Below are 24,928 nucleotides of genomic sequence, written 5' to 3'. Positions count from 1 at the left end.
AGTTACAGCGACGCCAGACGGGCGATGTAGATGAGACTCAAAACGTGATCGCTCGTGTCGAGCGGCTCCGGTCCCTCGGAGCCAAAGCGGTCGGTTTCCGAGAATCCGTACATGTACGACTTGAGCGACTCGTAGGCACCGTCGCTCACCCAATCGATGTCGGCGTAGTACGAGAGTGCGTTTCCGGTGTGTTCGAATCCGGATTTTTCGATGAGGAAGTCGAGCCATTCGAAGACGATGACTTCGGCGCCGTATCTCGTCGGGAGGTCGGTCAGATAGGGTTTCTCCGGAAGCCCACCGGACGCCAACAGCTTCGTCTGTAGTTTCAGTAGTTCCTCGCGTTGTCCGAGTCGGAGCAAGTCCTCCGCCGACTGTTCGTCCTCACCCGCGGCCAGTTCCAGGGGTGGTTCGTCCTCGGTAGCCATCCGACGAAGTTCGCGCAGGTCGTAATCGGCAGGTTTGATGCTCATTCTGATATTTAGAAGACAAGCATTTCAACCTATTTAACTCTTGGTACGGGCGGATTAGAGAATCGTTGCTCAGAAAGAAGATATGTTTGGCTACTCGTCAGACGCGCCGCTTCGCCGCTTTCGTGCGACGAGTGCGAGGCAGAGGACGCCCGCCAGAAGGCCGAACACACGACCCTTTCCGCTTCCGCCGGATTCGGCCTCGAAGTCGTCGGTTTCGAAGTCACCGGGTTCGAACTCGGACGCTTCGTCCTCGCTCGAACCGGAGCGGCGTTTGTAGGCAAACAGGGCGGCACCGACGACCAAGAGTAGACCGAGAAGTGGCTTCAACAGTCCCAACGAAGGGGAATCGAACGACTTCGGTTTCGTGCTGGCGGTCGCGGGTGCGGAGTCCTCGTCCGGGTACACTCGTTCCTCGACGAGCGCCGGTTTTTCGATGTTGATTTTGAGGAGTGACATCACGAGTTCATTCGTCGCGGAAGAACGTTATAGCTTCTGCCTCTTCGGTGTCGTCATCGACGAGCGACAGCGCACTGGAACGGATTTCGGAGGGACCGCAAATGGGGGAGAATCCGTTCCAGACGCGATCATCCGTTCGGAAGCTAGGGTGAAGAGAGCGACCCCCGAACGGCTTCACCCAGCGTCCGTCGCACGCCGGGACTGACGACGAGGAGAACGCCGACGTAGACGATGCCACCGAGCGAAACCAGCGTCAGAAGGTCGCTCCAGGACCCGACGGGGAGCGACCGGTGGACGATCGAGACGACGGCGAACATGGAAAGGCTCGCGCCTACTTGTGCGACCATCGGCCGCGAAACCGGTTGGACGCCGACCAGTTCACCCCGGAGGAAACGGAGCGCGCCGAGATACACGATCGACTCCGCGACGACCGTCGCGAGGACGACACCGATCACGCCGAACCTGAGCGTCAACAGGACGCCGAGAGCGAGGTTGACGGTGACGGCAACCGCCGACAGTCGCATTGCCACGTCGGGTCGGTCGAGACCGTTGATCGCCTGGAGGAGCGGCCCGCTCTGCGTCCGAACGACGCGGTAGAGCGCAAGCCCGACCAACAGGAGGGCGGCGTCACGGTACTCCGGTCCGTATACCGTCACGACCAGCGGTTCGGAGAGCGCAAGCGATCCGAAGAGGACGGGAAACGCGAGGATTCCGGCGTAGGCGAGCGTGTTCGAGATGTCGCGCGCCGCCCCGTCCGTTCGGCCGCGTCTTGCGCTCACCGTCGCCATGAGTCCCCGACCGGCCATGTCGGCGACGAAGACGGCGGGGAGTGTGAGTTTCCACGCGACTTCGTACAGCCCGACCGCCGACGTTCCGTTCACCAGTAAGAAGCCGAGCAACAACACGTCGAGGCGGTCGTACGTCGTGCTCAACAGGGACCCCGGGATGCTGTACCGGGCGTAGTCGGCGAGACTCCGGACGAACGAGCGGGACGGGATGGTCGGGCGCGCAGCGACGTACGCGACGATGGGGGGAACGGTCAGCGCGGAAGCGAGTGCGAGACCGTACACCATTCCCGCGGACCCGACCACGGTGGCGGTGCTGAGGAGCGCGACGAAGCCGATCTGCAGTGGAAGGGTGAGCGTCGAGCGAAGGGTGTCCACCCACGTCGCGGCGCTGATCTTCCCCCGCCCTTGAACGAGGTTTTCGAGGGATTCGTACACCGATTCGGTGGCGAGCAAGCAGATAATCAGGAACGGAGCGAGCGCGAGACCGGTGTAGTTCCGAAGGAAGTCACCGGCGAGGAGGGCGACCACGGCGGCGAGAACGACCCACCCGGCGTCGAACAACAACTGTGCGCCGAACGCGGGTGGGCGAAGCGCGTCGGATTCCGAGAGGCGCTTTTTGGCCGCCTGCGACCAGCCGTTCATCGGTCGGTCGGCGAACTTCACCAGCGCGAAGAGGAGGTAGACGCCGCCGAACGCGCTCGGGCCGAGCCATCGCGCGAAGACGATGGTCCCGGCGAACCCGATTCCGGCCATCACGAACTGCGCGATGGTTCCACCGAGGGTTTCCCGGCTGAGGCTTGTTTTCGCAGCCTCGCTCATACGTAACCGAGGTCGCGGAGTTGCGCCTCGATGGCCGGTGAGAGGGCCACATCGTCCGTTACGACCCGTCGGTTCAGCTCGTTCACGAGCGTATCCATTCGCTCCCGTGGCTTTGCTATTTCGCCCACCTCGTGGAGGCCGTCCGGCGTCTCCCACCCGTAATAGTCGGCAGCGGCCATGCCGTACATTTCCGTGTCCAGCGGCTCGATATCGAAGCCATCGCGGGTGAGCGCGGTCCGGTGGCGGTCGGTCAGGCCGTGATACTCGACCAGCCGTTCGGGTTCTCCCCCCGTCTCCGATCCATCAAGCAGGCTTCTCCCCCTCGAATCGCCGTCGAGGTCCGCGATGTCGAGAACCGTCCGATGGACGTCGAGCAGAGAGACCGGATCGTCTCGCATTTCGGCGGTTTGATCCCCATTGTCTCCATCGCTCGCATCGGCCAGCCAGAGACACAACGGAATCCGCGTTACATCCGGATACAGCCCGCAGAGGTGTTCCCACGCACCGTATTCGCCGAGAGCTTCGCCGTGATCGCCGAGCGTGATGACGCAGTCGAACGACTCGCGGAGTTCCGCGAAGATGGCGCGGTAGCGGTCCGCGAGGTAGCGAACGCCGTCGTCGTACGCCTGCCGGATTCGCTCGGGGTCCGCATCCGGCGAACCGAGCGTGGCACGAAGGCCGTCGAGTTCCGGCGGTTCGACCGTCCGGAACTCCTCGGGCGCGGAATACGGCGTGTGGGCTTCCATCAGGTTGACGAAGAGGAACTCGTCGTCGCCGAAATCGGTGTCGCGGACGAATTCGAGCGCCTCGGTCGCGCCGTCGTCACGGGTCGCCCGACCCATCCCCAAATCACGAAGCTTGAGGAACGCGCCGCGTTTGAGCGACGGGACGGTATCACAGTCTCCCAGTAGGATATCGCGCAGGGCGAAGGCGTAGCGTTCCGGTCCCATGTCGCGCGTCTCGGTGATGAAGCCGTCCCAATCGAAGACGTTCGACGAGAGGGCGTCGAGTCGCCAACTACCCTCGAACCGGTCGAACCCTCGATGGAAGTCGAACGGGCGGGAGATATTGACGTTCGCACTGAACGCACGGGTGGTGTACCCGCCTTCGAGGAAGATCTCGGGAAGCACGGGTTCCGGACAGTCGAGGCCCTGTGCACCGGCGTAGACGCCCAGTTCGCTCGCGTATTTGCCCGCGAACAGCGAGGCGTGCGCCGGAACCGTCCAGTGCGAGGTCGAGTAGGCGTTCTCGAACCGGGCTCCCGGTAGCCAGTCGAAATGCGCGTCGAATGCGTCCTTGCGAAGGGTATCGAGGACGACGAGCGCGACGTTCATCGGTACCCCAACGCCGAGAGGCGGTCGGCGGTCGATGCCGTTTGTCCGTCCGCACCTTTCGTCCCGTTCGCTCCTTCCGTCTCGTCCGGCCCCACCATCCAGCTTTTCGGATCGTACGTTCCCGAATCGGTTCCGCTCGTGACTACCCACGGCACGTCGCGGAGGGCACGAATCGGCGTGTTGTCCGGATGGCCGTAGATGTACCACTCGCCGAAGCCGTTGCCGTGGTCCGCCGTGATGACCACTCGGTCGGCGTCCAGATTGTCGAGCAACACCGCCACCTCTGAGAGGGCGTAGCGGAGGTTGTCCCGGTAGGAACTCCACACTTGCTCGCGGGTGAGGTCCCCCCGTCGCAAGCGTTCCCAGACGCCCACGCGCTCGCCGAACTCGCCGCGACTCATCTCGTCGCCCGGAAGCGGGTCGGGAATCGACGGGAAGTGTGGTTGCATGTAGTGGACGACCAGTTTGTCCGCGTCGATCTCGCCGTCCCCGATGGACCGTCCGGCGACGATAGCCCGGTCGGTGACTGCGCGGGCGGGAACCGTCCCCAACTCGTCGTCCCACCCGTCACGCCACACTTCGACCAACTCGGCGAAGTTCCGCGAATCGAGATGCGCCGCGGAGTTTGGGTTCGCGGTGACGTGGACCGTGTCGGAGCAGTCCCGGGGGTCGAAGTTCGCGTGCATCCACTCGTCCGAACGAGTCCCTGCCGACGCGAAGCGCCAGACGCGCTTCACGAAGGGAATCTCGGGTGCGACCTCACACATACAATCGAACCGACAGCCGTCGAGGACGACGAGGGCGTCCCACGAGTGGTCGTATATCGACTCGCCGAACGACTCCCGTCCGGCTAGTCGCCGGAGAAAGCCTTTGTATAGCTCGTAGGCGGACGCGTCCACGCCGGTCCATCCATCCTCGTGGACGCGGTCACTGCTTTCGCCTAGCCACTCCTTCAGCGTCATCGACCCCCTCCAGCGTACCGAACCCTATCGACCGCGTCCCAGACCCCTCGCCGCCAAAGCCAGTCGTTGACCCTGCCGAGCGTCGTCTTCGGAACGATCCGTTCCTCGTACCGGGTCGGATACTCGCGCTGCAACCGGGCCTCGTTTTCGGCATCGATGCTGGCCCGCGTTCGGTCGGGATGTTCCATCGTCAGCGTCGGGTCGTACCGACAGGGGCCGTAGGATTCCATTCGCCAGCCGAATTCCGTGTCGTCGCGCCACCCGGCGTACTCGCTCCTGAACCCGCCCGCGTCGAGCGCTGTTTCGCGGTCGAACGCCAGATTACAACCGACGTACAGCCCCGTCCCACGGTACGTTCGTCCACCCGACACGCTTCCCTCGACGCACACCGCGCCATCGGAGACGGCGCTCTCCACGCTCGCGACCCAGTCGGGTGGCGGTCGGCAGTCGTCGTCGGTGAGCGCCACGATATCCGCGCTCGCCGCCTCGATGCCTGCGTTTCGTGCTTCGCAGATGTCGAGCGTCGCGTCGTCGACGACCAGCACTTCGAATTCGGCGACGGTCTGATTTCGCAGGGCGGCGACCACGGCGTCGTGGTCGTTTTCCGGGACCGTCGGAATCACGACCGAAACCCGCGGTTCACTGGATTCGTATGGGTTTCGAATCATCGGTATCCACCGCGGCGCGCTTTTTCGCCGCCTCCGCGTGCGTTCGGTTGACCAGTTCGAGGAGCGATTCGGCGAACGTCGTCCTGTCGTAGCGACGGGCGAACCGTTGAATCTCGTCGGCGTCGAAATCCGAGGGGTCGAATCGTTCGACGGTTTCGCGGAGCGATTCGACGGTGGGTTCGAACCCCAATCCGGTCGTTCCCTCCACGATTTGGTGACGGGTGTACCCCTCGTTCACGCCGATGAGCGGTTTCCCGGCCGTCAACGCCTCCGCACCGACCAGACCGAAATCCTCGTCCTTGGGTGCGTAGACGACGGCGGTGGCGCGGGAAACGATATCCGCGACGTCTTCGACGTAACCCAGAAGTTCGATGTTGTCGTGTCCGCGTGCGCTCCGTTCGAGCGCTTCGCGTTCTTCCCCGTCACCGACGACGAGGAGACGCTCGTCTAGGCCCGCGAACGCATCTATCACGAGACCGATGCGTTTCTCCGGCGCGAGCCGGGACCACGTCACGAAGTACCCGTCGTCGCCGTCGTTCCGCCAATCGCCGGTAACCGGCGGATAGACGACCGCCGCGTTCCGGCCGTAGTATCGCTGAATTCGGTCGCGGACGAGTTCGCTGTTGGCGACGAACCGGTCGACGTAGTCGTTGCTCTCCTTGTCGAGTGCTCGCCAGCACTTCGCATAGCCTTTCAGCGCGAACTTGATGCCCGGATAGTCGAACTCCCCGAGTCGGTCACGATAGAGGTCGTACAGCCATCTCGGCGGACTGTGCGGGTAGTGAATCACCGTCTGCTCGACCGGCGGGACGTAGGATTTCGAAAGCGGCGCGCTCTCGATGAGTACGTCGTACTCCGTCAGTTCGTCCGCCGCGTCGGTCATATCGAGCGATACCGAGAGGGTTTCCAGTGGATTCATCCCCTCGTTCTTCCATTCGAGCAGTCGTCCCGAGAGGCCACGTGTGTACTTTCCCTGCCGTATCGGAACGACGGTCACGTCGTCGGGAATTCGGACGTCGTTCGCCACGTACATCGTGTAAATCGGCGCATCGAGCACGCGCGCCGCTTCGATGGCGAATCGCTCACCACCGCCCATACCCGGGAATCTGTCGTGCAACACCGCTACGTCGTATGAATCCTGTCTCATTGGCCCACCCCTGAGCGTGACGATGCTACAGCACGCTATAGTATAAATTGTGGTGGGCATTTTGAAAAATACCGGCTCTCTATCCGTCGAGCAGGGGGCGTTCCCGACCTACTCGAACATCGGATGGGTATCGAGTAGTTCCGTGATGACCTCGCGGACCTCCTCGTTCTCCTCCTCTTCGGGAACGACCGGGTCCATCCCGTCGAACACTTCGTGGACCATCGCAACGCCGTCCGAAAGCGTGTCCAACCCGTAGCCCCCTTCGAGAACGAACCCGAGAGCCGCGTTCGACTCGTCCGCCAGTTCACGAACTTGGGCGGTGAGCATGCCGTATCCCTCCGTCGAGACACGCATCCGGGAAATCGGGTCGTGCCGATGAGCGTCGAACCCTGCGCTCACCAACACGAGGTCGGGATCGAATTCGAGAACTGCGGGTGCGATGAGTTCGTCGAAGACCGAGCGATATTCGGGGTCGCCCGCTCCCGCCGGGAGCGGTGCGTTGAGCGTCGTCCCGTTTCCGCCCCCTTCGCCCGCTTCCTCGATTTCGCCCGTGCCGGGATACAGTCCGTCCTCGTGAATCGAGATGTAGAACACGTTTCCGTCGTTGTAGAAGATGTCCTGCGTGCCGTTCCCGTGATGGACGTCCCAGTCGATGATCGCGACGCGTTCGGCCCGGTCGTCGTCGATGACCGCTTGGGCTGCGACGGCGGCGTTGTTGAAAAAACAGAACCCCATCGCGTCGTCTTCTACCGCGTGGTGTCCCGGTGGACGCCCCAACGCGAACGGCGTCGCACGTCCGTCTTCGCCGTCCAGTGCGCTGTTCGCAGCCCATTTTGCGAGCCCCGCGCTTTCGAGTGCGGCATCCCACGTCGCTTCGACGGCGACGGTGTCCGGGTCCCAGTTACCGCCACCGCTATCACAGAACTCGCGTAATTCCTTGACGTACCCCTCGTCGTGAACCGCCGTGACGTCCGCTTCCGTGGCGGGTGGTGACTCTACGTATTCGACGCCGTGTTTGCGCGTGAGGGCCTGCCGAATCGCACGTAGTCGGTCGGGGTTTTCCGGGTGCCGTTTTCCGGTATCGTGAGCTAAACAGACCTCGCTGTAGCCGAAGTTCATTCGAACAGCCTGAAGTAAGTCTCGATGTCCTCTGCCTTAACGGTTCGCCGGTCCGCGTGATGGGCGAGGATCGTTGCCGCCGATGCGACGTTGTCGGCGTAATCTTCGAGGATGTCCGCAAGCGCCACCCGCGCGTCCATCGAGACCCGATAATCGTCACCGATATCGAGGCGGGCAATTCGATCGACGGGGGCGACCGGAAGGGTGAGTTCGTCCTTGTCGATGACCTGTTGGACGCCGAAATCAGCCGCCATCAGTGTCTTCCGTCTATCTTTCGTCGCCTGTTTTGCAGCATCCACGGCCAGCTCCGCTCCGTGACTCTGAATCCGTCGGGCGAGTTCCTCGGCGGCATCCGCACTGACACGAAGGGTACCCGCATTCCGTCGGATTATCGTATCGACCGGCGCGAACGGAAGCTCAACGCTCATAATCCAACAGCGGAAGTCTGTCGCCCTTAATCTTTCCCTACTGTCGCTCGCGGCAAATCGGACACGCGGAAATCGCTATCACAATAAAAAGGACGACAGTGCAGCCATCACGAATTAAAACGACGACGCCAAACCCTCGGACACGATGAGCGACCAACACGAACGTGACCGAACGATGGCGAAGGAAAAGGAAGACGAAGCAGAACAGGAAGGGGAAGCCGAGGCCGAACAGGCCCGCGAAGAGGAACTCGAAGACGAGACGGAAGTCGAACAAAAGCAGGCCCGTGAAGACGCCGCGACCGACGAACAGAACAAGGACAATCACCGCGACGAAGAGCCGTTCCAGAGCTAATTCGGAACGTCCGAAAACGCGTTAGAACACGTCCTCTGCGTCGAGTTTCCCACCACGACGCTCGCCGCGAACGGTCACTTCCTGCCCGAGGTGAACGTCGGCATCGGTCTCGACGCTTATCGTTTCTTCACCGTCGTCCAACACGACAGGGTTACCCGCTTGAACGACCGTTCCGGTGAACTCGACCTGTTCGCCGTCGTCGGCCGAGGTCGTGTTCGCGTCCGCCGTCGAGTCGGATTCCGTCTCGGTCGTCGTTTCTTCGCTGTCGCCTTCGACGTCGCTTCCGAACGCGTCGAGTCCGGTTTCCGCCTCGTTCGTGTCGTTGTCTCCGTTCGCCGCGTCCGTCGGGGAACTGTTGTCGAGGACGGAGATGGTCGATTGCCATCCGGCGGAGGCTTCGATGTCGTCCGCCCAGCCGTCCTTGATGGAGACGTCCGCGAACGCGACTTTGTCGCCCGGCGCGAGTTCTCGGTCGGCCTTTTCACCCCAGAGCGCGACGCGGATGTCGCCGGTTTCGTCCTGCACGCGGACGTTCTTCACTTGGCCTTCCGACCCGTCGTCGCGGTCGAACGTGCGTTTCGGGTCCGATGAGCGAATCACACCGGTGATGTCCGCCGTGTCGCCGATTTCGAGGTTCTCGATCGGCGTGCTCTCGGGAACGTATTCGATGTCGGCGTCGATTTCCTCGACCGCACCGCGGTTGCCGACGTGGAGTTCGAGGTTCCCATCGCGCTCGCGGACGTATCCGTCCACGATTTCGACGGTGATGCCGGGTTCCAGTTCCTCGACGATGTCAGCGCGCTCGTCCCAGAGCGTGATTCGGATTCGGCCGGTTTCGTCGCCGACGGTGAGGTTGGCGACTTTGCCCTCGGAGCCGTCGTCACGGTCGAACGTGCGGACGGTACCGGTGTCGAGTAGTTTACCCGGAAGGTTCACGTCCGAGAGGCCGAGCGAGAGGTCGGAGACGGAGTAGGAGTCCTGAACCTGCACGTCGATCTCCGTATCGTCGTCGGGTTCGGCTTGATCCACGTTGACCTCGGTTCCGCTGTAGCCGTCCGTCGGGCGGCCCTTGATCCGCAGGACTTGGCCGGGTTCGAGTTCCTCCTCCGCGCCCCGTGCCTGTTCGTCCCAGAGCGAGATGCGAATCGACCCGGTTTCGTCCGCGACGTCGACGTTCAAGACGTGACCGTCCTCCGCGTCGTCGCCGTCGCGTTCGAACGTTCGGATATCGCCGACGCTCGTCACCTTGGCAACGAATTTCACTTCTTCGATGCCGGGTTCGATGTCGGCGACGCCGTTCACCTCGCTTTCGTCCAGTTCGTGCGCGATGAGCATTGCGGCGGTTTCTTCGTCCGCAAGCCCACCCATCTGTTCGACTTTTTCCTCGACGGCGTCCCGGAACTCGTCCAGAGAGATGTCGGCGTCGAGGTCCCCATGTACCTCGTCTATAACGCCCATAATCGTACTCGGTTGCAGGGTTGGCCGTCGCTTAAGCGTTGTCTTTGTGTCGGGGAACGGAAGTCCGCCGACCCCGATCCGGTTCGAATCATAGCTATCAGTGGCCGCATTTTCGTTGATAAAGTTACGCCCCGTGCCTCGATGACGCTTTCGTGGATCGTCAGTTCCCGTCGCTGGACTAACTGTCGTCGGTGTTCGCGACCACTTTCGATTTCCCCATGCTCTCGTGGGTGACTTTCACCGATTTCGGAACCGAACCGGCGAACGTGAGCGTCGCACGGTACTCGATTTTGGTGAGACACTCCGAACAGCCGACGGTCCCGCTCTTCTGCTTCGTTCCGACCGTCACCATGTACGTCCCCGTTTTCGCGTCGGTTTTCGTGCTCTTGAGGTAGGGTATCGCACAGGAGTCGCTTCCTCCTATCGTGCCGGTGATGACCATCCGCGAGTCCTTGACTTCGACGGACGCCTCGTTTTTCGGGGTTCCGCAGTTCGAACTGAGGACCTTCACCGTTCCGTCCTTGAGATTCGACTCGCCGTCGCCCGCCGAAGTCGTGGTCTCCGATCCGGTCTTCGTCGTCATCTCTTCGCTCGTCGTCCCGTCCGCCGTGGTCGTCGTGGTGGTTGTGGTCGTGGTGGTCGTCGTCGTACTCTCGGACCCCGAACCGCCGGGACTACCACCGTCTCGACTGAGACAACCGGCCAGTATGCCGACCGTCGTCGCCGCGCCCGCTCGTTTCAGGATGTCTCGTCGTTGCATACTATCGGATACTATACCCATTCTAAAAACTGTCCCGTAGACGAAAATAGCGATTTGAGTTATTCTCATAGTCCCGCCGGGTGCGAATCGTGTGGTTGCCTCGCATCCACACACCGCCACCACATCGCAAGCGCTATTAAGCCGAGCGCGAAATGAATGAATGAGTCCTGGTAGGGTAGTGGACTATCCTCTTGGCTTGCGGAGCCAGGGACCGGAGTTCAAATCTCCGTCAGGACGCTCACTTTGTTCGCGACCTGACTTGCCCTACGCTCGCGTCCGCTCGCGTAGGACTCCGTCAGGACGTCATTCTTACGGAACCAACTCACGAGAGCCGAGGCTCTCGTGAGTCGTGGAGGAAGATGACGACTGCGGAGATTTTGAGCAGACGAGACGCAGCGCGCGAGCGGATGTGAGCGTGACCGTCTCGGAGAGTTCAAATCTCCGTCAGAGCACTCACTTTGTTCGTGCTCTGACTGGCCTCACATTCGCTACACTCATGTGAAACTCCGTTAGACCGCTCACTTCGTTCACGCTCTAACGTGGTTTACCCTCGCTACACTCGGGTAAACCTCCGTCAGGACGTTCATTTCATTCACGACCTGACTGGCCCTACGCTCACTCCGTTCGCGTGGGACAGTCGTCAGAGCTTCGCTCTGACTGGCCCTACGCTCACTCCGTTCGCGTAGGACTCCGTCAGGACGCTTCTCGAATCCAACGAGCGAAGTGAGTCGGATTCTCACTTCGTCGCGCGCAGTAGAACCTTCTCGTTGCTGAACTCGGTCACGTTCCCATCTTCAACAGTCACGTCGTACACCTCTTCGGCTTCCGGCCCGCGGACGAGTTCGTCCAGTTCCTCGCGCGCGTCCGCTCCGGGATCGGTTCGTTCGGCCCACGACTCGTAATCGAGGGATTTTCGCATGGTCGTGAGTTCGTCAACCGACAATCCGACCTCGCCGAACCGGTCGCGCCACTGCGCGGCGGAGTAGGCCTCGCCGTGAGTCGAATCGCGGAGGCGTTCGAACCGGTTGTAGAACGTCGCCAGTTCGTCGTCGTCCGGGATGGGTTGTCCTCGAAGGCGACGACGCCGCCGGGAGCGAGCACGCGCGCGACTTCCGACACGAAGGCGTCCGGGTTCGGGAAGTGGTGGGCCGCGATGCGGCAGGTGACGGCGTCGAACGCTTCGTCCGAGAACGGTAGCCGCTCCGCGTCGGCGACGGTGCCGACCACCGGAAACGCGTCCGTCGCCGTTTCGACCATCTCGGGGGTTGCGTCGGCGGCGACGACGGTGTCGGCGTCGGCGGTTTCTGCGAGCGCGCCAGCGGTGTGTCCGGCACCGCAGGCCACGTCGAGGGCTGTCGATGCGCCGTCGCACCACGACGCGAGGAGTTCGAGGTCCGCACCTTCCCGGTGAACGTCGCTGTCGAGATAGGAAGCGGCCACGGCGCCGAACGAATCCGTCGTCGCCCGCTTCCGTTCGAGTTCGTCCATGCGCGACGGTACGTCGAGCGGTGCGAATACCGTTACCGTTTGACCAATATTCGCGGAAAGATGTGGATGGATGTACGGGTCGGTGACCGTGGTATGTTTTGTCTGGCCAAATCTGGTACGAACCGGGACACTTTTGAATCTCGGCTGAATATTTACTCGTGTATGAGTAAAACTGAAACCTACCGTTTGTTCGTTCGTGATCTGAAGAAATGGGCCGCGAAGAAAGCCGCTAAATAACCATTCTCGGTTCGAACCCCCGACGATAACCCAGTCAGGTCCCATGGGGGTTCGTTTTCCTCGGTTCGGTGTGTGACTGTTCATCGTCGGAAAGGAATTTTCGTCTCGACGAACGAGTAGTCGTATGGAAACTTACCTTCGGGCCGGACTCGCCATCTACAACGCTGGGGAGTTTCACGCCGCCCACGACGCGTGGGAGGATTACTGGTTGGACCTCGACAGCGGTACGGCGGACGAACGTTTTCTCCACGGACTCATCCAGTTCACCGCCGTGGTGCACCACACGACGGACTCGAATTGGACGGGAATCCGCGGCCTCGCCGAGAGCGCGGCCGCTTACCTGGGCGACCTTCCCGAGGAGTATCGAGGCGTCGACGTCGAGACGGTTCGGAGCTACCTCCGTGCCGTTCGTGACGACCCCGAGTACGTCGAGCGGGTAGCACCGCCACGCTTGACCGACGACGGGGCCGTCCTCCGTCCCGACGACCTCGATTTCGAGGAATCGGCCGTCGCCGCACTCGTCTTCGCCGAGGAGTTCGGCTACGATGAGTCGGTGCTCGAACGGGCTATCGAGTTCGCGCGGACGGATTTGGATGCGGGCGACGAAGGAAGTCGGTTCATCACGTTCGTCATGGATTTCGTCCGCCAACCTGAGAACAGGGCGTTGATCTTTCAGCGTCTGGCCCAACACGTCGAACGACGGGAGTTCCGGGAGACGGACGTTGACGGCCTGTTCGAGTAGATGCCGTCGCTCGGAAACGGAGACACGAGCAGGATATTGGGAATGATTTATGGTCGTGACTCCCGCTAGGCACAGACAATGAGCGAGGTTTCCGCGAGCGTCGGGCGTTATCTCAGCACGATTCACCTCGTGAGCGAGAGCACCGGCCGTCCGGCCAAAACCGGCGAACTGGCAACGGCGTTGGACGTGAGTTCCGCCAGCGTCACCGAAATGCTCACCACGCTCGAAGCGCGCGACCTCGCGACGTACGAGAAGTACAAGGGGGCGAGGCTCACCGACGAAGGCGAGGAAACCGCACGCGAAGTGATGTGGAAACACTGTCTCGCGGAGAACTTCCTGCTTTCCGACCTCGAAATCGATAGCCCGGAGGAAGCACGCGAGATGGGGAACGCCCTCTCGGACGAGGTGGCCGCGCGTATCCGCGAGCGTATCAACCATCCGTGTACCGGGGAGTGTAGCGCACCACATACCGAGTACAACGAGTGCTGTGACGACGTGCGCGACACGGAACCGACTCCCGAGTGACTGGCGAATTCAGGCGAAGCGGACGATTTTCTCGAAGGCATCGGACGGAAGCGTTTCGCCCGACGTGATTCCCCGTGCGGCGGTTTCCCCCAGCGAATCGGTGACGAACTGACGGGCGACGAGTGCCTTCCGGTCGTTTCCTGCCGCGAGTTCCCCGTCCGCTTCCGACAGCAACAACGCGGCAGTGTACACGTCGAAGACGTAGTCGGCCAGTTCCTTCGCGTGGTGCTGTGCGTAGTCGTCGCCTTCCGTCGCTACCGCCCCGAGCGCCTCCTGTAGCCCGCCGAGTTCGTCGCGCGTCGTCGTCACGAGGTCGGCGAGTTCGTCGTGTTCTACGCCATCGAGTCGATCACGGATCAGGGCCAGTGCCGGTTCGTGTGCGTTTTCGCGTGCCATCGAACGAAGCACGTCGAGCGAGAGGATGTTCGACGTTCCCTCCCAGATGGGGAGTACCTGTGCATCGCGCAGAAGACGGTGGGTGACGAAATCGTTTACGTAGCCGTTGCCGCCCTGGATCTCCATCGCGTACGAGGCGACGTCGACGGCCATCCGTCCCGTTCGGAACTTGGCAATGGGGACGAGCAGTCGCATCAATCCGAACGCGTCCTCGTCACCTCGCTGGTAGCGGTCGAACGCCCTCCCGGCATCGAAAGTGAAGGCGGTCGCCGCTTCGTGTGCCACCGCCATCTCGACCAGGTCGCGACGCATCAGCGGATACTGGTCGATGGCCTTCCCGAACGCCTCGCGGTTGGCCGCCCGAACCTTGCTCTCCAACAGCGCCCGTCCCATGAGACCGCACGACGCGAACGCGTTCGCGATCCGTTCGAGGTTGAGCATCTCGGACATGTAGCGGAACCCCGAGTCGATTTTCCCCACGAGAGACGCCTCGGTGCCGTCGAATTCGACCTCCCCTGTCGGGACGCTGACCGTCCCGAGTTTGTCCTTCAGGCGGCGAATCGTGTATTCGTTTTCCTCGCCGTCACGGGTCGTCTCCGGCACCAAGAACAAGGACAGTCCATCGGTTCCGGCGGGTGCGTCGGGTCGCCGGGCGAGCGTGAGAACCGCTCCGGAATCGACGTTCGAGCAGAACCACTTCTCGCCGGTGAGTTCCCACCCGTTTCCGTCCTCGACGCGCTCCGCGATGGTTTCGGTCGCGCCGACGTCGCTTCCGCCCTGCCGCTCCGTGAGGAACATCGCGCCTTGGAGCAGGTCGTCGTACTCGCGGGTCGTGAGTCGGTCGAAAGTTTCCGAGAGCGAACCGTCGCCACCGGAACTGTCGCCCTCGGACCCGTCAGCGAACCGTTCCAACACGAGCGCGACACCGGCCGTCATCGCGACCGGACAGGTCAACCCCACGTCGGCGTAGGCGAGCAGGTAATCCATCGTCAAGTGATGGAGCATGGGCGCCGGGGCGTCCTGCTCGGGAGGTGCCCGAAACGAGTCGGCGACAGCACCCGAACCGTACACCAGTCGCTCGTTTTCGAACTGGTGAGGATGATATTCGACCTCGTTCACGGCATCGCCGAACCGGTCGTAACGCCGGAGCTCTGGACCGTGTTCGTCGATGTCGTCCGAGTGCTCCGCGATGGTGGTTCCGACGATGTCGCCGAACTCGTCGAATCGCTCCTCGGCCCATCCTCGGTCACCGCCGTAAGTGCGTTCGACTTCGTGCTGTAGTACCGGGTCGTACTGCCAGTAGTTCAGCCCTCGCCCGCGGTCGAATTGCCCGTAATCGACAGTCATGCTGACGAAGGAATCGCGCGCGAGCCAATTAAACGATGTCCCGAGAGGAACGATTACAGGATGTCCCGGTACACGCGACCGAAGGCGATACGCTGAAGGGTTCCAATCGCGGCTTCCTCCTTTTCGTGGTACGTCACGGCGACGACCGTTTCTGCTGCGGGTGCGACGTGCCACGCGACGCTGTCCACGTTTTCACTGCCCTCCACGTGTCTCTCGAAATCGTCCGGAACGTCGGCGTCGAACTCCTCCGTGGTTCCGGTGTGCGTTTCGAGGAGGGAGGCGAAAAGCGCGTCCCGCGCGGTGGAAACGACGTCGCTCGTCACCCGCTCGCCGTACTCGTCGCTGTCGAATCGCATCGCTTTCGCCGTTTCCTTGACGACGGTCTGTGCTGCCGGACCGACGTCCTCGTACTGTTCGCGTGCGGTCGCTTCCGTTGCCGGAGAAAAAACGCCGTGCGTCTCCATGAGCGATACGTTTCGGGGCGGGGAACTATTCGTTTTCGTCCTGTGCCGAGTCCGTTCCGTTTGCGTCGTCGTCCTCCGAACCCTCGCTTTCGTCGTTCATCATCTGCTCGGTCATCTGCCGTGCTTCCGCCATGATTCGCTGTGCGTCGGCACCCATCGCCGCGTCCCGACCGTAGCCACCGGCTTGCTGGAGTTCGTCTTCGAGTCCGTGCCCACCGTGTCCACCGTTTCCATGGCCGTGGTCGTGCCCGTGACCGTGGTCGTGGACCGTATCCTCGAACACCTGCGGATACTCCTCTTCGTCCGCGTACTCCGTGATTCGCGGCGCGAGTTCGTCGGGACCGTCCTCGTTCCACCCCGGCGCGTACTCGTCGAGCCACGATTCGTGTTCGTCGTCCCCGAGAATGGCCGCAAACGCGAGATGATTGGCGAGATGTTCCCCGTCCGACTGTGGCGTTTCACACACTGGACACGCATATCCCATACGTGCGATACGGTTTCCGCATTGAAAAACGATTCACTCGGTGCCGACCGGGTCGAGTTCGACTAACATCACGAGCGCGTCCTCACCATCGCCGTAGTATTGCGGTATCGTCCGGAGATACCGGAACCCGAACTCCTGATACAGCGAAATCGCCGGTTCGTTGCTCGCCCGAACTTCGAGCTTCACGCTGTGTGTTGACTGGAACTGCAACCCGGACAGCGCTCGCTTGAGCAATTCCCGCCCGATTCCTTCGCCACGGCGGGACGGATGCACCGCGAGGTCCTTGACGTGCCCGAGTGGCTGTCCGTGGTTCGGAATCACGTCCGCGACGATGTAGCCGATGATCTTCACCCCGTCCGTGGCGACGAGAAACGTCGGCTCGCCGACGTACCGCTCGAACGCGGCGAACGGCCACGGCTGTTCGAACGACGCCTTCTCGATGCGGAAGATGGCGAGCAAGTCCGCATCTTCGGCGGGGCGAATCGAAATCGACCCCGTCTCGCTCGCAGTGGCTGTCACGAGTGTGACTTCGACGCGGAGAACTAAAGCGTTCGTGCCCACCCACCTTTTTATTGCGAGGGTCGCGGAGCGACCCTCGATAAAAAGCTGGACCAAAAGCACTCCTCCTTCATTTCGATGGCTGACTCGCGTTGCGAGTCAGCCATCCCCATTCAGTCGTCGGCCCAGAAAATCAGGGATTTTCCGGAAGAATACTAGCGGCCAGCGGTTGTGTAGATTCCGTCGTTTGTGTGAAGTCGGCTTCACCAACCCAATACAGTAGACTGACCAACCGCTAGTCGCTAGCATCAACACCGAAAGACCTGCGGTCTTACGAGCCATCAAAATCGCCCTGCGATTTTGAGACTCCGGAAAATCGAAGATTTTCCGAACCGACGATTGAATGGAGACGAACGACTCGCTCTGCGAGTCGTTCGTCAAAATGAAAGAGGAGTGTTTTTGGTCCAGCTTTTACAGGGAGGCTGCCAGTGTTCGGGTCGCAACGACCCGAACGCTGGCTTTCGACCGTCGTAAAAGGTGGATTCTAGTCGTCCGCGGAGGCCGCTGCGTCGCCGCCTTCGACTTGCTTCTTCGTGTGGGGCAGCTTGCCACCGTCGGCGAGAATCTGGCGCTCACGTTCGGACGCGTCGAGCGTCGCGGTGAGTTCCCAGTCGCCGTTCACGCTGACCGTGAACTCTTCCTGGCCGGAGCGGACCGCTTCCGAAACGTCGTCGACGATTTCGATGTCGTCGCCCTGTTCGATCTTCTCGTAGTCGTCCGCGTCGATGGTGAGCGGGATGAGACCGAAGTTGAACAGGTTCGCCTTGTGGATGCGGGCGAAGCTCTGTGCGAGGACGCCGTCCACGCCGAGGTACATCGGGCACAGTGCCGCGTGTTCGCGCGAGCTACCCTGACCGTAGTTCTCGCCAGCGACGAGGAAACCACCGTCGGAGTCGAGTGCGCGCTGTGCGAAGTCGTCGTCAACGCGCGAGAGCGTGAACTCGGAGAGCTTCGGGATGTTCGACCGGTACATCAGGATGTCCTGCGTCGCAGGGATGATGTGGTCGGTCGTGATGTTGTCCTGCATCTTGAGCAGGGCCGGGCCTTCGAGCGTGGATTCGAGTTCGTCCTTCAGCGGGACGTCGCCGATGTTCGGGCCTTTGATGAGTTCGTCGTCGACGGCCTGGTCGGGGGCGATGAGGTCGGGGTCGTCGGCGGTGGTGCCGTAGTCGTTACCCATCTCGAATCCGGGCGCGTCGAGGTCGCCGAGTTCGTCGGCGAGGTCGCGCGGGTCGATGATTTCGCCTTTGATGGCCGCCGCCGTGGCGACTTCGGGCGAACAGAGGTAGACGGAGTCGTCCTCGATACCGGAGCGACCCTCGAAGTTGCGGTTGAACGTACGCAGGGAAACGGAGTCCGAGGCCGGAACGTGACCGATACCGATACACGCACCACAGGTCGCCTCGGAGAAGTTGACGCCTGCCGCCATCAGTTCAGCAACCCAGCCCTCGCGGGCGAGCATCTCGGATGCCTGTTTGGATGCCGGGGCGACGATGAGGTCCGTCTTCCGGTTGACCGTGCGGCCTTCGACCATCTTCGCGGCGGGGAGGATGTCCTCGTAGCCACCGTTCGTACAGGAACCGATCATGACCTGGTCGACCGACTGTCCGGCGACTTCGCGGACAGGGACGACGTTGTCGGGCATCGATGGCTGTGCGATGAGCGGTTCGACCTCGGAGAGGTCGATGACGATCTCGTCGTCGTACTCCGCGTCGTCGTCGGCCTGGAGTTCGACGTGCTCGTCCTCGCGGCCGAGGGCGCTGAGCCACTCCTCGGTCTTCTCGTCCGTCGGGAAGATGGAGGTCGTCGCGCCGAGTTCCGTGCCCATGTTGGTGATGGTCGTCCGTTCCGGAACGGAAAGCGTCTCGACACCGGGGCCGGTGTACTCGAAGATTTTGCCGACGCCACCTTTCACGGAGAGGCGACGGAGCATCTCGAGGATGACGTCCTTCGCGGTGGACCATTCGGGGAGTTCGCCTTCGAGGCGAACGCTGACGATCTCCGGCATCTCGATGTAGTACGGGCCGCCACCCATGGCGACTGCGACGTCGAGACCGCCGGAACCGATCGCGAGTTCACCCAGGCCACCGGGAGTCGGCGTGTGGGAGTCAGACCCGAGCATCGTCTTGCCGGGTGCGGCGAAGTTCTCCTTGTGGACGTTGTGACAGATACCGTTACCCGGACGGGAGTAGTGTGCACCGAACGTGCCTGCCGCGGAGCGGAGGAATCGGTGGTCGTCCGTGTTCTTGAAGTCGAACTGGTAGGTCTGGTGGTCACAGTACTGGGCCGCGATCTCGGTCTGGACTTCGTCCATGTCGAGTGCCTCGAACTGGAGCCAGACGAGTGTCCCCGTGGTGTCCTGTGTGAGAACCTGGTCAATCTCGATCCCGATTTCCTCACCGGTTTCGAGTTCGCCCTCGACGAGGTGCTCGCCGAGAATCTTTTCCGTCAGTGTTTGTCCCATATCAGACGAATATCGACCCTCCGAAGGTATAAATCCCGCGTGTTTACGTTTTCATCGTTCGTGGTAAATCAGGCTCTCGTCAGGCAATCATTGCGAAAATGAGGGCGGTCAAAAGGGTGAGACGACGAAAATTAGTCGAAACGAACCTCCACGATTTCGACCTCGGTAACGATCGGCGTATCGTCGTCGGCCCGTCCCCACGAGAGGGACGGAACGACGTCGTAGGCTTCGGTTCCGTTCTGTAGTTCGAGTCGAACCGTCCGCCCGTCCGCGAGCCACCGATTTATCTCCGCTCGGTGGTCGTCGGCGAACCGGTTCGTCTCCGCCGTGTTCTTCCCGCGGCGAACCGCGACGACCTCGACGGAAAGCCCGTCGGCGCTCGTCCGGAGGTTCACACGGAGGGGGACCTGTGCACGCTCGTCGGAGAGGAACGGAAACGCGAGGACGGCGTCTTCCGCGTCCTCCAACCGGTCGATCTCGGTTCCCAACCCTTCACGGACGGCATTCACCGATTCCTCGACGGAATGCATGGATTCCTGTACCGATTCCTCGATGCCGCGGCGAAGCTGTTCGCCGAAGTCTGGGTCGAACGGGCTGGGATGACCCTTTCCGTGTCGTTCGCGCCCGCGATGCCGGTGATGCCGTTGGTCGTGCATCTGCCGTGCGTGCGTTCGCCCTCTTTTATGCCCTCCTCCCCGACGGGCCCCTCGCCTCTCGTCGTCGTGGGGTCCCCGTTCCAACCCTCGTCGAAGCGCCTCCTCCCACGACAGGTCCAACTCGCGCTTTCGGTGTTTCAGCCGTTCGAACACTTCGTCGTCGTCGATGGTGATTCGGATGTTCCGACTCATATCAGTCGCTACCGTCCCCGGTATCATAACTGTTTCCTCTGAACGCACATCAAAATCACATTGAACACACATTAAACATACATTGGACGCACATCTAGTGCATAGATTTATGACACCCGTCGACAAACCCCCGGGTGATGAACCCATCCATCACGAAGGACGACCGGGTCAAAGTACTCGGTTCCGCCACCTACGACGACATCGACGCCGAACACGTTCGCGTTCTGGGCTCCCTTACGGTAAAGGGCGATACGCACGCGGAACGAGCGAAGGTCGCGGGTTCGGCGACGATACGGGGTAATCTCGACGTGGATTCCATCACGGTCTCCGGATCGACAAAAGTCGCTGAAGACGTGACAGCGGACAGCGTCTCCGTGTCCGGGTCGCTATCGGTACGGGGAACCACGCAGGCGGACACGCTCGATTGTTCGGGGTCGGTGAAACTGGAGACGGTCACGGTCGATCAGTTCGAAACCTCGGGTATGGCCAAAGTGGCGACGTTGGACGCCGAAGCGGTGCGGGTCCACGGTGCGATCCAGGTGGGTCACGTCGAGGCGGACGACATCCGGCTCAACCTCGTCGGCGAGTCGGTCGTTTCGTCCATCATTGGGGATTCCATCGTCGTCGGTCGGCGTCGGCCCGACGGTTTCCTTCGAGCGAAGTCCATCGAGGGAAGCGATATCGCGCTTGACTACGTGGACGTGGAGCGAGTCGTCGGCGACCACGTCAAACTCGGAGCGAACGCCCGCGTCGGCGTCGTTGAGGCGGAGGAACTCGATATGGCGGACGGGGCGGTCGTCGACTCGGCCGAATGATACGGTACCGTTCCTAATCGATACGGGTACCGCCACTGATCGACACGGGTACCGCCACTGAGTGACATGTGAACGATGCGTGAATGGTGCGTGTGTGAGACACGCACGCTGCGCGAGAACGGTAACGGCTTTAGTTTCTCGGACACGCCGTCCGCCTATGTTCCAGAGCGGAACGTTCGTCGCAGAACACATCGAGGAGGTTCGGAGACAGCAGATACAACCGAACGGCGTCGATCTGACGCTGGAGAAGGTGTACGAACAACGGGATTCCGGGCGAATCGGGCGAAACAACAAGGAAATCGGCGACCGTCACCGGATCGAATCCGAGCAGATGACGGAAAAGTCGCCGGAGAACTACTACCTCCCGGAAGGTGGCTACATCGTCCAGTACGCCGAAACGGTCGAAATTCCGGAGGGGCACGTCGGCTTCATCTATCCGCGGTCGTCGCTCATGCGTAACTCGTGTATGCTCAACACGGCGGTGTGGGACGCGGGCTACGAGGGGAAGGGTGAAGGATTGTTGCAGGTCCACCACGACATCGAACTCGAACGCGGTGCACGTATCGCACAACTCGTTCTCGCAGAGGCGGACCACGACGAAACCTACGACGGCGACTATCAGCGCGAGAACTTGGACTGAGTGACGGCGGGAACGAACGTCGTTTCATCCCACGGAATATCTCAATCGATTCAATTCTCAACTACCGGCAACAAATCTTTAGTTTATTTGATCGTAACCAGAAATTGTGATGGTTGACAACAACTCACAAGGTCGGCGACGATTTCTCAAAAGGACCGGGGCGGCGGCGGTTGCGTCCACGATACCGTTCAGCGGGGCAGCGGCGGCGGATGGTGGTGTGCTGGACGGTGCGTTCGACGATACGACGGATCTCCTCCAGGAATCTCTCGTCGTCTTCGAGAGCAACGACGACGTGGATCAACTCGGTACGTTGAGCCTTGCTAATGGCTATCACAAGTTCGACGTGCTCCCTATCGGCTATACCGAACTTTCGGTGAGCCAGTTGGAGACGATAGCTGACTGGGAATCGGTTCGATACGTCCGAAAGAACGTCGAGTTGGACTACTACAACGACGACAGTCGGCAAGTTACGGGAGCCAACGACGTGCAATCGGACCTCGGGTATACCGGGACCGACGTGCACACCGCAGTCATCGACTCGGGTGTGGACGGCGACCATCCGGACCTCGAATCCAGTCTCGTCGCCAACTGGCAGTGGGTCGGTAACCCGCTCGACTCACCGACGTTGTGGACCCGCGCGAGCGTTCTCGATACCGACACGATCGGGCACGGAACCCACTGCTCGGGGTCCATCGCGGGCGACGGGACGAAGAGCGACGGGAAACAGCGAGGGATGGCTCCGGATGCGAACCTGACGGTGTACGCCGCGGGTGTGAGCCTGTTAGTCGTGAAGGCGGCCGCGGCGTACGACCACCTGCTGTCGCGCGTCCAGAGCGGCGCGACGGACGTAAAAATCGTCTCGAACTCCTACGGTTCCTCGAACGGCGAGAAGTTCCACCCGGATCAAGCGCTCAACGTCGCGACGTGGCACGCCTACCAAGCGGGGCTACTGCCGGTGTTCGCGGCGGGCAACAGCGGACCGGACACGAACACGCTCAATCAGTACGCGAAAGCGCCGCACGTCCTCGGCGTCGCGGCGACGAAGGACGACAAGACCGTGACCGACTTTTCGTCCCGTGGTCGGAAACAGGATAGCACCAACACCCCGGACAACTGGGACCGGAAAACCGCACTCGACAATCTCACGGCGTATCACGACGGCGGTGGGAGTTCCGGACCGTACGGAATCTACCGTCCCGGTATCGGTGCACCGGGCAACGAGATAGTCAGTACGATGTCGCCCGATGACGCGCTACAGGCAGAAAGCCCGGAGGATGGTCGGCTCTGGTATGCAACCATCAGCGGGACGAGCATGGCGACGCCGATGGTCGCGGGAATCGCCACGCTCGTCGTCGACGCCTATCGGAAGAACAACAACGGCGACATCAGCCCGCTGGAACTACTCAATACCCTCACGGCCGAGGCGGAGGACACACACGACAACTACACCGCGTGGAACATCGGAACCGGGTTCGTGGACGCCGTCGATTCGGTAACCCGTGCCGAGAACGGTTCCCTCGGTACGTACGGCGACGTGAGTCTCGTGAGTAACTGAGGATGGGGAAAATCGACACGCCTATTTTTATCGGATTTCGATTTCGTCCTGAGCGAACGTGGCGGAGAAAGACGTACTGAAACGATGTTCCGAATGCGGCGAAAAGTTGCTCGAAATCTATCTCGAAGGCGGCCTCTGTCCGGACTGTCGTGAATCGTAACTCACCAGCGTCGAGTTCCGATAGCGAGCACTCGCGTCGACGATAGCGACGGGTGGGTTTCGAAACGAAAGGTGTTTTGCGGGGTTGTTCACAGTTAGAACCGTGAACAAAAACCGCGTTCAGTTCTACGCACTCTATCTCACCCGATTCGCCGCCGGGTTCGGATTCATCACGCTGGCGACGCTCCTCCCGACGTATCTCAACGTTTTGAATCCCCAGTCGGGCGTCGTCGTCGGATTGTTCGTCTCCGGACTGACCGCCGCACAGTCGATCGCCGTCGTCCCGCTTGCGTGGGGTGGCGACCGATACGACAAACGAACCGTGTTGCTTGGAAGCATCGTGGTTTCCATCGCGGCCTACGTCGCGTTTCCGTTCGTGGAGAGCAGTTGGGGCTTCATCGCCGCGCGTGCGCTCCAAGGGGTTGCCCTGACCGGAACCGGCCTCATCACGCTCGCGCTCGTCGGTGAACTCTCGACGGCCGACACGCGTGCGAACCATATCGGGAAAGCCAATTCGGCGCGGTTCGCGGCGTCCATCCTCGGGTCTATTTCGGCCGCGACGTTGTATCAACAGTACGGGTTCGACGTGGTGTTCGGGGTTATCGTCGCCCTGCTGGTTCCGGCGCTGTTCGGCGTGTTGTTGTTCGTGGAACCCGACGACACGCGAATCGAAGGCTTTCCGTTCTCGGATTTGGCGCTCAATCGCAAACTCCTGACGCTGACGAGTTTCCGCTCCCAGTACGCCGTCGCGGTAACGATGGTTCGAAACTGGGTCGTCGTATACGCGGGACTGAAGGCGTCTCAGGGTGGGTTGGCCTACGCGGCGCTCGCCGTCAGCGCCGTTCTCATCTCGGAGAAGTTCACGAACATGCTGTTTCAACCCCACACGGGACGCCTTTCAGACCGATACGGCCGCGCTCTGTTCGTCTTCTGCGGCGGCGGCCTGTACGGACTCGTCGCGCTCTGTATTCCGTTCTCACCGGCCATCGGTCGGACGCTCGGACTTCCGTCGATGTTTCCGATCCTCGGGCAACTCTCGCCCGCGTTCCTCCCCCTGGTGGGGTTGAACGCGCTTCTCGGCATCGCCGATAGCTTCCGCGAACCGGCTAGCATGGCGCTGTTCGCCGACGAAGGGGTCGAGGGCGGCGGCGTGGCGAGCAGTTTCGGCGTTCGGGATTTGGTGTGGCGGCCGGGGAGTATCCTCGCGCCGATTCTCGCCGGAATACTGACGACCGGACCGGGTATCCAGTGGGTGTTCTATTTCGGCGGCGCTGCCGCCATTTCCGGCGTCCTGACGTTCCTCGGCGTACTGTCGTACTCCCACGGGACGAAGGCGCTGACACAGTGGTAGCGACCACTGACGGCTCCAATCCACCAACGTACCGATGTGTCCCAAAGTCGAATATTTCCCATCCATAGAATACATTATACTATCAACATCTCAT

The 24,928-nt window shown here is 61.6% G+C and carries 24 protein-coding genes, 1 tRNA gene and 1 pseudogene; 8 read left to right on the top strand and 18 right to left on the bottom strand.

Annotated features, from left to right (window positions below):
* Positions 1–2: 2 nt before the first annotated feature.
* The 9 genes from A4G99_RS14685 to A4G99_RS29285 all read right to left on the bottom strand — a co-directional run bounded on the left by A4G99_RS14685 (position 3) and on the right by A4G99_RS29285 (position 8,191).
* Positions 3–470, bottom strand: a complete 468-nt coding sequence (locus A4G99_RS14685; protein ID WP_066145002.1) for a FlaD/FlaE family flagellar protein — start codon at positions 468–470, stop codon at positions 3–5.
* Between the two features lie 90 nt (positions 471–560).
* A complete protein-coding gene (locus A4G99_RS14680) occupies positions 561–926 on the bottom strand; it encodes a hypothetical protein (RefSeq protein WP_066145000.1) in 366 nt (121 codons plus the stop codon).
* Positions 927–1,069: 143 nt separating this feature from the next.
* Complete coding sequence (locus A4G99_RS14675) at positions 1,070–2,533, bottom strand: lipopolysaccharide biosynthesis protein (RefSeq protein WP_066144998.1); 1,464 nt, start codon at positions 2,531–2,533, stop codon at positions 1,070–1,072.
* Complete coding sequence (locus tag A4G99_RS14670) at positions 2,530–3,867, bottom strand: sulfatase-like hydrolase/transferase (RefSeq protein WP_066144996.1); 1,338 nt, start codon at positions 3,865–3,867, stop codon at positions 2,530–2,532. Before A4G99_RS14670 ends, A4G99_RS14675 begins: the two co-directional genes overlap by 4 nt.
* Positions 3,864–4,829, bottom strand: coding sequence for a hypothetical protein (locus A4G99_RS14665; RefSeq protein ID WP_066144995.1), 966 nt, complete (start codon positions 4,827–4,829; stop codon positions 3,864–3,866). Before A4G99_RS14665 ends, A4G99_RS14670 begins: the two co-directional genes overlap by 4 nt.
* Entirely contained in the window at positions 4,826–5,497 is a 672-nt protein-coding gene (locus A4G99_RS14660) for a glycosyltransferase family 2 protein (RefSeq protein WP_066144993.1), read from the bottom strand. Before A4G99_RS14660 ends, A4G99_RS14665 begins: the two co-directional genes overlap by 4 nt.
* Entirely contained in the window at positions 5,469–6,644 is a 1,176-nt protein-coding gene (locus A4G99_RS14655; RefSeq protein ID WP_223301890.1) for a glycosyltransferase, read from the bottom strand. The genes A4G99_RS14660 and A4G99_RS14655 overlap by 29 nt, the downstream gene beginning before the upstream one ends.
* Before the next feature lie 108 nt (positions 6,645–6,752).
* Positions 6,753–7,763 (bottom strand): histone deacetylase, encoded by a 1,011-nt coding sequence (locus A4G99_RS14650; protein WP_066144989.1) that lies wholly within the window; start codon positions 7,761–7,763, stop codon positions 6,753–6,755.
* Positions 7,760–8,191 carry a histone gene (locus A4G99_RS29285; RefSeq protein WP_066144987.1) on the bottom strand — a complete coding sequence of 144 codons (432 nt, stop codon included), beginning with the start codon at positions 8,189–8,191 and terminating at the stop codon, positions 7,760–7,762. Before A4G99_RS29285 ends, A4G99_RS14650 begins: the two co-directional genes overlap by 4 nt.
* A gap of 145 nt (positions 8,192–8,336) precedes the next feature.
* Between A4G99_RS29285 and A4G99_RS14640 the strand changes: the two genes are divergently transcribed.
* Positions 8,337–8,543: a hypothetical protein gene (locus A4G99_RS14640; RefSeq protein ID WP_066144985.1), complete on the top strand. Its 207-nt coding sequence runs from the start codon at positions 8,337–8,339 to the stop codon at positions 8,541–8,543.
* 21 nt (positions 8,544–8,564) lie between these two features.
* Here A4G99_RS14640 and A4G99_RS14635 read toward each other — a convergent pair whose 3' ends face one another.
* On the bottom strand, positions 8,565–10,001 hold the full coding sequence (locus A4G99_RS14635; RefSeq protein ID WP_066144983.1) for a single-stranded DNA binding protein: 1,437 nt from the start codon (positions 9,999–10,001) through the stop codon (positions 8,565–8,567).
* Positions 10,002–10,179: 178 nt separating this feature from the next.
* Entirely contained in the window at positions 10,180–10,761 is a 582-nt protein-coding gene (locus A4G99_RS14630; RefSeq protein WP_066144979.1) for a hypothetical protein, read from the bottom strand.
* A gap of 164 nt (positions 10,762–10,925) precedes the next feature.
* Here A4G99_RS14630 and A4G99_RS14625 point away from each other — a divergent pair.
* Positions 10,926–10,998 (top strand) — tRNA-Arg (locus A4G99_RS14625).
* A gap of 499 nt (positions 10,999–11,497) precedes the next feature.
* Here the strand turns inward: A4G99_RS14625 and A4G99_RS14620 are convergent.
* Positions 11,498–12,249, bottom strand: a pseudogene (locus A4G99_RS14620) (class I SAM-dependent methyltransferase).
* Between the two features lie 361 nt (positions 12,250–12,610).
* Between A4G99_RS14620 and A4G99_RS14615 the strand changes: the two are divergent.
* Together A4G99_RS14615 and A4G99_RS14610 are read left to right on the top strand one after the other, a co-directional pair.
* Entirely contained in the window at positions 12,611–13,228 is a 618-nt protein-coding gene (locus tag A4G99_RS14615; protein ID WP_066144977.1) for a DUF309 domain-containing protein, read from the top strand.
* A gap of 78 nt (positions 13,229–13,306) precedes the next feature.
* A complete protein-coding gene (locus A4G99_RS14610; protein ID WP_066144975.1) occupies positions 13,307–13,753 on the top strand; it encodes a metal-dependent transcriptional regulator in 447 nt (148 codons plus the stop codon).
* 9 nt (positions 13,754–13,762) lie between these two features.
* On the opposite strand, the gene A4G99_RS14605 is transcribed toward A4G99_RS14610, so the two are convergent.
* The 6 genes from A4G99_RS14605 to A4G99_RS14580 form a co-directional block, all read right to left on the bottom strand.
* Entirely contained in the window at positions 13,763–15,496 is a 1,734-nt protein-coding gene (locus A4G99_RS14605) for an acyl-CoA dehydrogenase family protein (protein WP_066144972.1), read from the bottom strand.
* A 53-nt stretch (positions 15,497–15,549) separates the two neighbouring features.
* Positions 15,550–15,960, bottom strand: a complete 411-nt coding sequence (locus A4G99_RS14600) for a DUF5809 family protein (RefSeq protein ID WP_066144970.1) — start codon at positions 15,958–15,960, stop codon at positions 15,550–15,552.
* A gap of 25 nt (positions 15,961–15,985) precedes the next feature.
* Entirely contained in the window at positions 15,986–16,444 is a 459-nt protein-coding gene (locus A4G99_RS14595) for a DUF5810 domain-containing protein (protein ID WP_066144967.1), read from the bottom strand.
* A 33-nt stretch (positions 16,445–16,477) separates the two neighbouring features.
* Positions 16,478–16,963: a ribosomal protein S18-alanine N-acetyltransferase gene (gene rimI, locus A4G99_RS14590; protein ID WP_066145297.1), complete on the bottom strand. Its 486-nt coding sequence runs from the start codon at positions 16,961–16,963 to the stop codon at positions 16,478–16,480.
* A 523-nt stretch (positions 16,964–17,486) separates the two neighbouring features.
* Positions 17,487–19,466: an aconitate hydratase gene (locus A4G99_RS14585; RefSeq protein ID WP_066144965.1), complete on the bottom strand. Its 1,980-nt coding sequence runs from the start codon at positions 19,464–19,466 to the stop codon at positions 17,487–17,489.
* A gap of 131 nt (positions 19,467–19,597) precedes the next feature.
* Positions 19,598–20,314 (bottom strand): hypothetical protein, encoded by a 717-nt coding sequence (locus tag A4G99_RS14580; protein ID WP_066144963.1) that lies wholly within the window; start codon positions 20,312–20,314, stop codon positions 19,598–19,600.
* Between the two features lie 137 nt (positions 20,315–20,451).
* On the opposite strand from A4G99_RS14580, the gene A4G99_RS14575 reads away from it, so the two are divergent.
* From A4G99_RS14575 to A4G99_RS14560, 4 genes are all read left to right on the top strand, one after another.
* Positions 20,452–21,129, top strand: a complete 678-nt coding sequence (locus A4G99_RS14575; protein WP_066144961.1) for a hypothetical protein — start codon at positions 20,452–20,454, stop codon at positions 21,127–21,129.
* 61 nt (positions 21,130–21,190) lie between these two features.
* Positions 21,191–21,769 (top strand): deoxyuridine 5'-triphosphate nucleotidohydrolase, encoded by a 579-nt coding sequence (locus A4G99_RS14570; RefSeq protein ID WP_342764478.1) that lies wholly within the window; start codon positions 21,191–21,193, stop codon positions 21,767–21,769.
* A gap of 109 nt (positions 21,770–21,878) precedes the next feature.
* Positions 21,879–23,324: a S8 family serine peptidase gene (locus A4G99_RS14565; RefSeq protein ID WP_066144957.1), complete on the top strand. Its 1,446-nt coding sequence runs from the start codon at positions 21,879–21,881 to the stop codon at positions 23,322–23,324.
* 262 nt (positions 23,325–23,586) lie between these two features.
* Positions 23,587–24,834: an MFS transporter gene (locus tag A4G99_RS14560; protein ID WP_066144955.1), complete on the top strand. Its 1,248-nt coding sequence runs from the start codon at positions 23,587–23,589 to the stop codon at positions 24,832–24,834.
* Positions 24,835–24,928: the final 94 nt, after the last annotated feature.

Origin of the sequence: Haladaptatus sp. R4 (genome assembly GCF_001625445.1) — an archaeon.
In the GTDB taxonomy this organism is placed as follows: Archaea; Halobacteriota; Halobacteria; order Halobacteriales; family Haladaptataceae; genus Haladaptatus.
This window is presented reverse-complemented; position numbering and strand designations above follow the sequence as displayed.

What these genes read in the sequence shown, in the direction of transcription:
- A4G99_RS14585 (WP_066144965.1), bottom strand. Translation starts at nt 19,466, where the DNA reads ATGGGACAAACACTGACGGAAAAGATTCTCGGCGAGCACCTCGTCGAG.
- A4G99_RS14630 (WP_066144979.1), bottom strand. Translation starts at nt 10,761, where the DNA reads ATGCAACGACGAGACATCCTGAAACGAGCGGGCGCGGCGACGACGGTC.
- A4G99_RS14665 (WP_066144995.1), bottom strand. Translation starts at nt 4,829, where the DNA reads ATGACGCTGAAGGAGTGGCTAGGCGAAAGCAGTGACCGCGTCCACGAG.
- A4G99_RS14640 (WP_066144985.1), top strand. Translation starts at nt 8,337, where the DNA reads ATGAGCGACCAACACGAACGTGACCGAACGATGGCGAAGGAAAAGGAA.
- A4G99_RS14600 (WP_066144970.1), bottom strand. Translation starts at nt 15,960, where the DNA reads ATGGAGACGCACGGCGTTTTTTCTCCGGCAACGGAAGCGACCGCACGC.
- A4G99_RS14615 (WP_066144977.1), top strand. Translation starts at nt 12,611, where the DNA reads ATGGAAACTTACCTTCGGGCCGGACTCGCCATCTACAACGCTGGGGAG.
- A4G99_RS14670 (WP_066144996.1), bottom strand. Translation starts at nt 3,867, where the DNA reads ATGAACGTCGCGCTCGTCGTCCTCGATACCCTTCGCAAGGACGCATTC.
- A4G99_RS14575 (WP_066144961.1), top strand. Translation starts at nt 20,452, where the DNA reads ATGAACCCATCCATCACGAAGGACGACCGGGTCAAAGTACTCGGTTCC.
- A4G99_RS14595 (WP_066144967.1), bottom strand. Translation starts at nt 16,444, where the DNA reads ATGGGATATGCGTGTCCAGTGTGTGAAACGCCACAGTCGGACGGGGAA.
- A4G99_RS14660 (WP_066144993.1), bottom strand. Translation starts at nt 5,497, where the DNA reads ATGATTCGAAACCCATACGAATCCAGTGAACCGCGGGTTTCGGTCGTG.
- A4G99_RS14565 (WP_066144957.1), top strand. Translation starts at nt 21,879, where the DNA reads ATGGTTGACAACAACTCACAAGGTCGGCGACGATTTCTCAAAAGGACC.
- A4G99_RS14655 (WP_223301890.1), bottom strand. Translation starts at nt 6,644, where the DNA reads ATGAGACAGGATTCATACGACGTAGCGGTGTTGCACGACAGATTCCCG.
- A4G99_RS14685 (WP_066145002.1), bottom strand. Translation starts at nt 470, where the DNA reads ATGAGCATCAAACCTGCCGATTACGACCTGCGCGAACTTCGTCGGATG.
- A4G99_RS14675 (WP_066144998.1), bottom strand. Translation starts at nt 2,533, where the DNA reads ATGAGCGAGGCTGCGAAAACAAGCCTCAGCCGGGAAACCCTCGGTGGA.
- A4G99_RS14610 (WP_066144975.1), top strand. Translation starts at nt 13,307, where the DNA reads ATGAGCGAGGTTTCCGCGAGCGTCGGGCGTTATCTCAGCACGATTCAC.
- A4G99_RS14635 (WP_066144983.1), bottom strand. Translation starts at nt 10,001, where the DNA reads ATGGGCGTTATAGACGAGGTACATGGGGACCTCGACGCCGACATCTCT.
- A4G99_RS29285 (WP_066144987.1), bottom strand. Translation starts at nt 8,191, where the DNA reads ATGAGCGTTGAGCTTCCGTTCGCGCCGGTCGATACGATAATCCGACGG.
- A4G99_RS14580 (WP_066144963.1), bottom strand. Translation starts at nt 20,314, where the DNA reads ATGAGTCGGAACATCCGAATCACCATCGACGACGACGAAGTGTTCGAA.
- A4G99_RS14680 (WP_066145000.1), bottom strand. Translation starts at nt 926, where the DNA reads ATGTCACTCCTCAAAATCAACATCGAAAAACCGGCGCTCGTCGAGGAA.
- A4G99_RS14650 (WP_066144989.1), bottom strand. Translation starts at nt 7,763, where the DNA reads ATGAACTTCGGCTACAGCGAGGTCTGTTTAGCTCACGATACCGGAAAA.
- A4G99_RS14605 (WP_066144972.1), bottom strand. Translation starts at nt 15,496, where the DNA reads ATGACTGTCGATTACGGGCAATTCGACCGCGGGCGAGGGCTGAACTAC.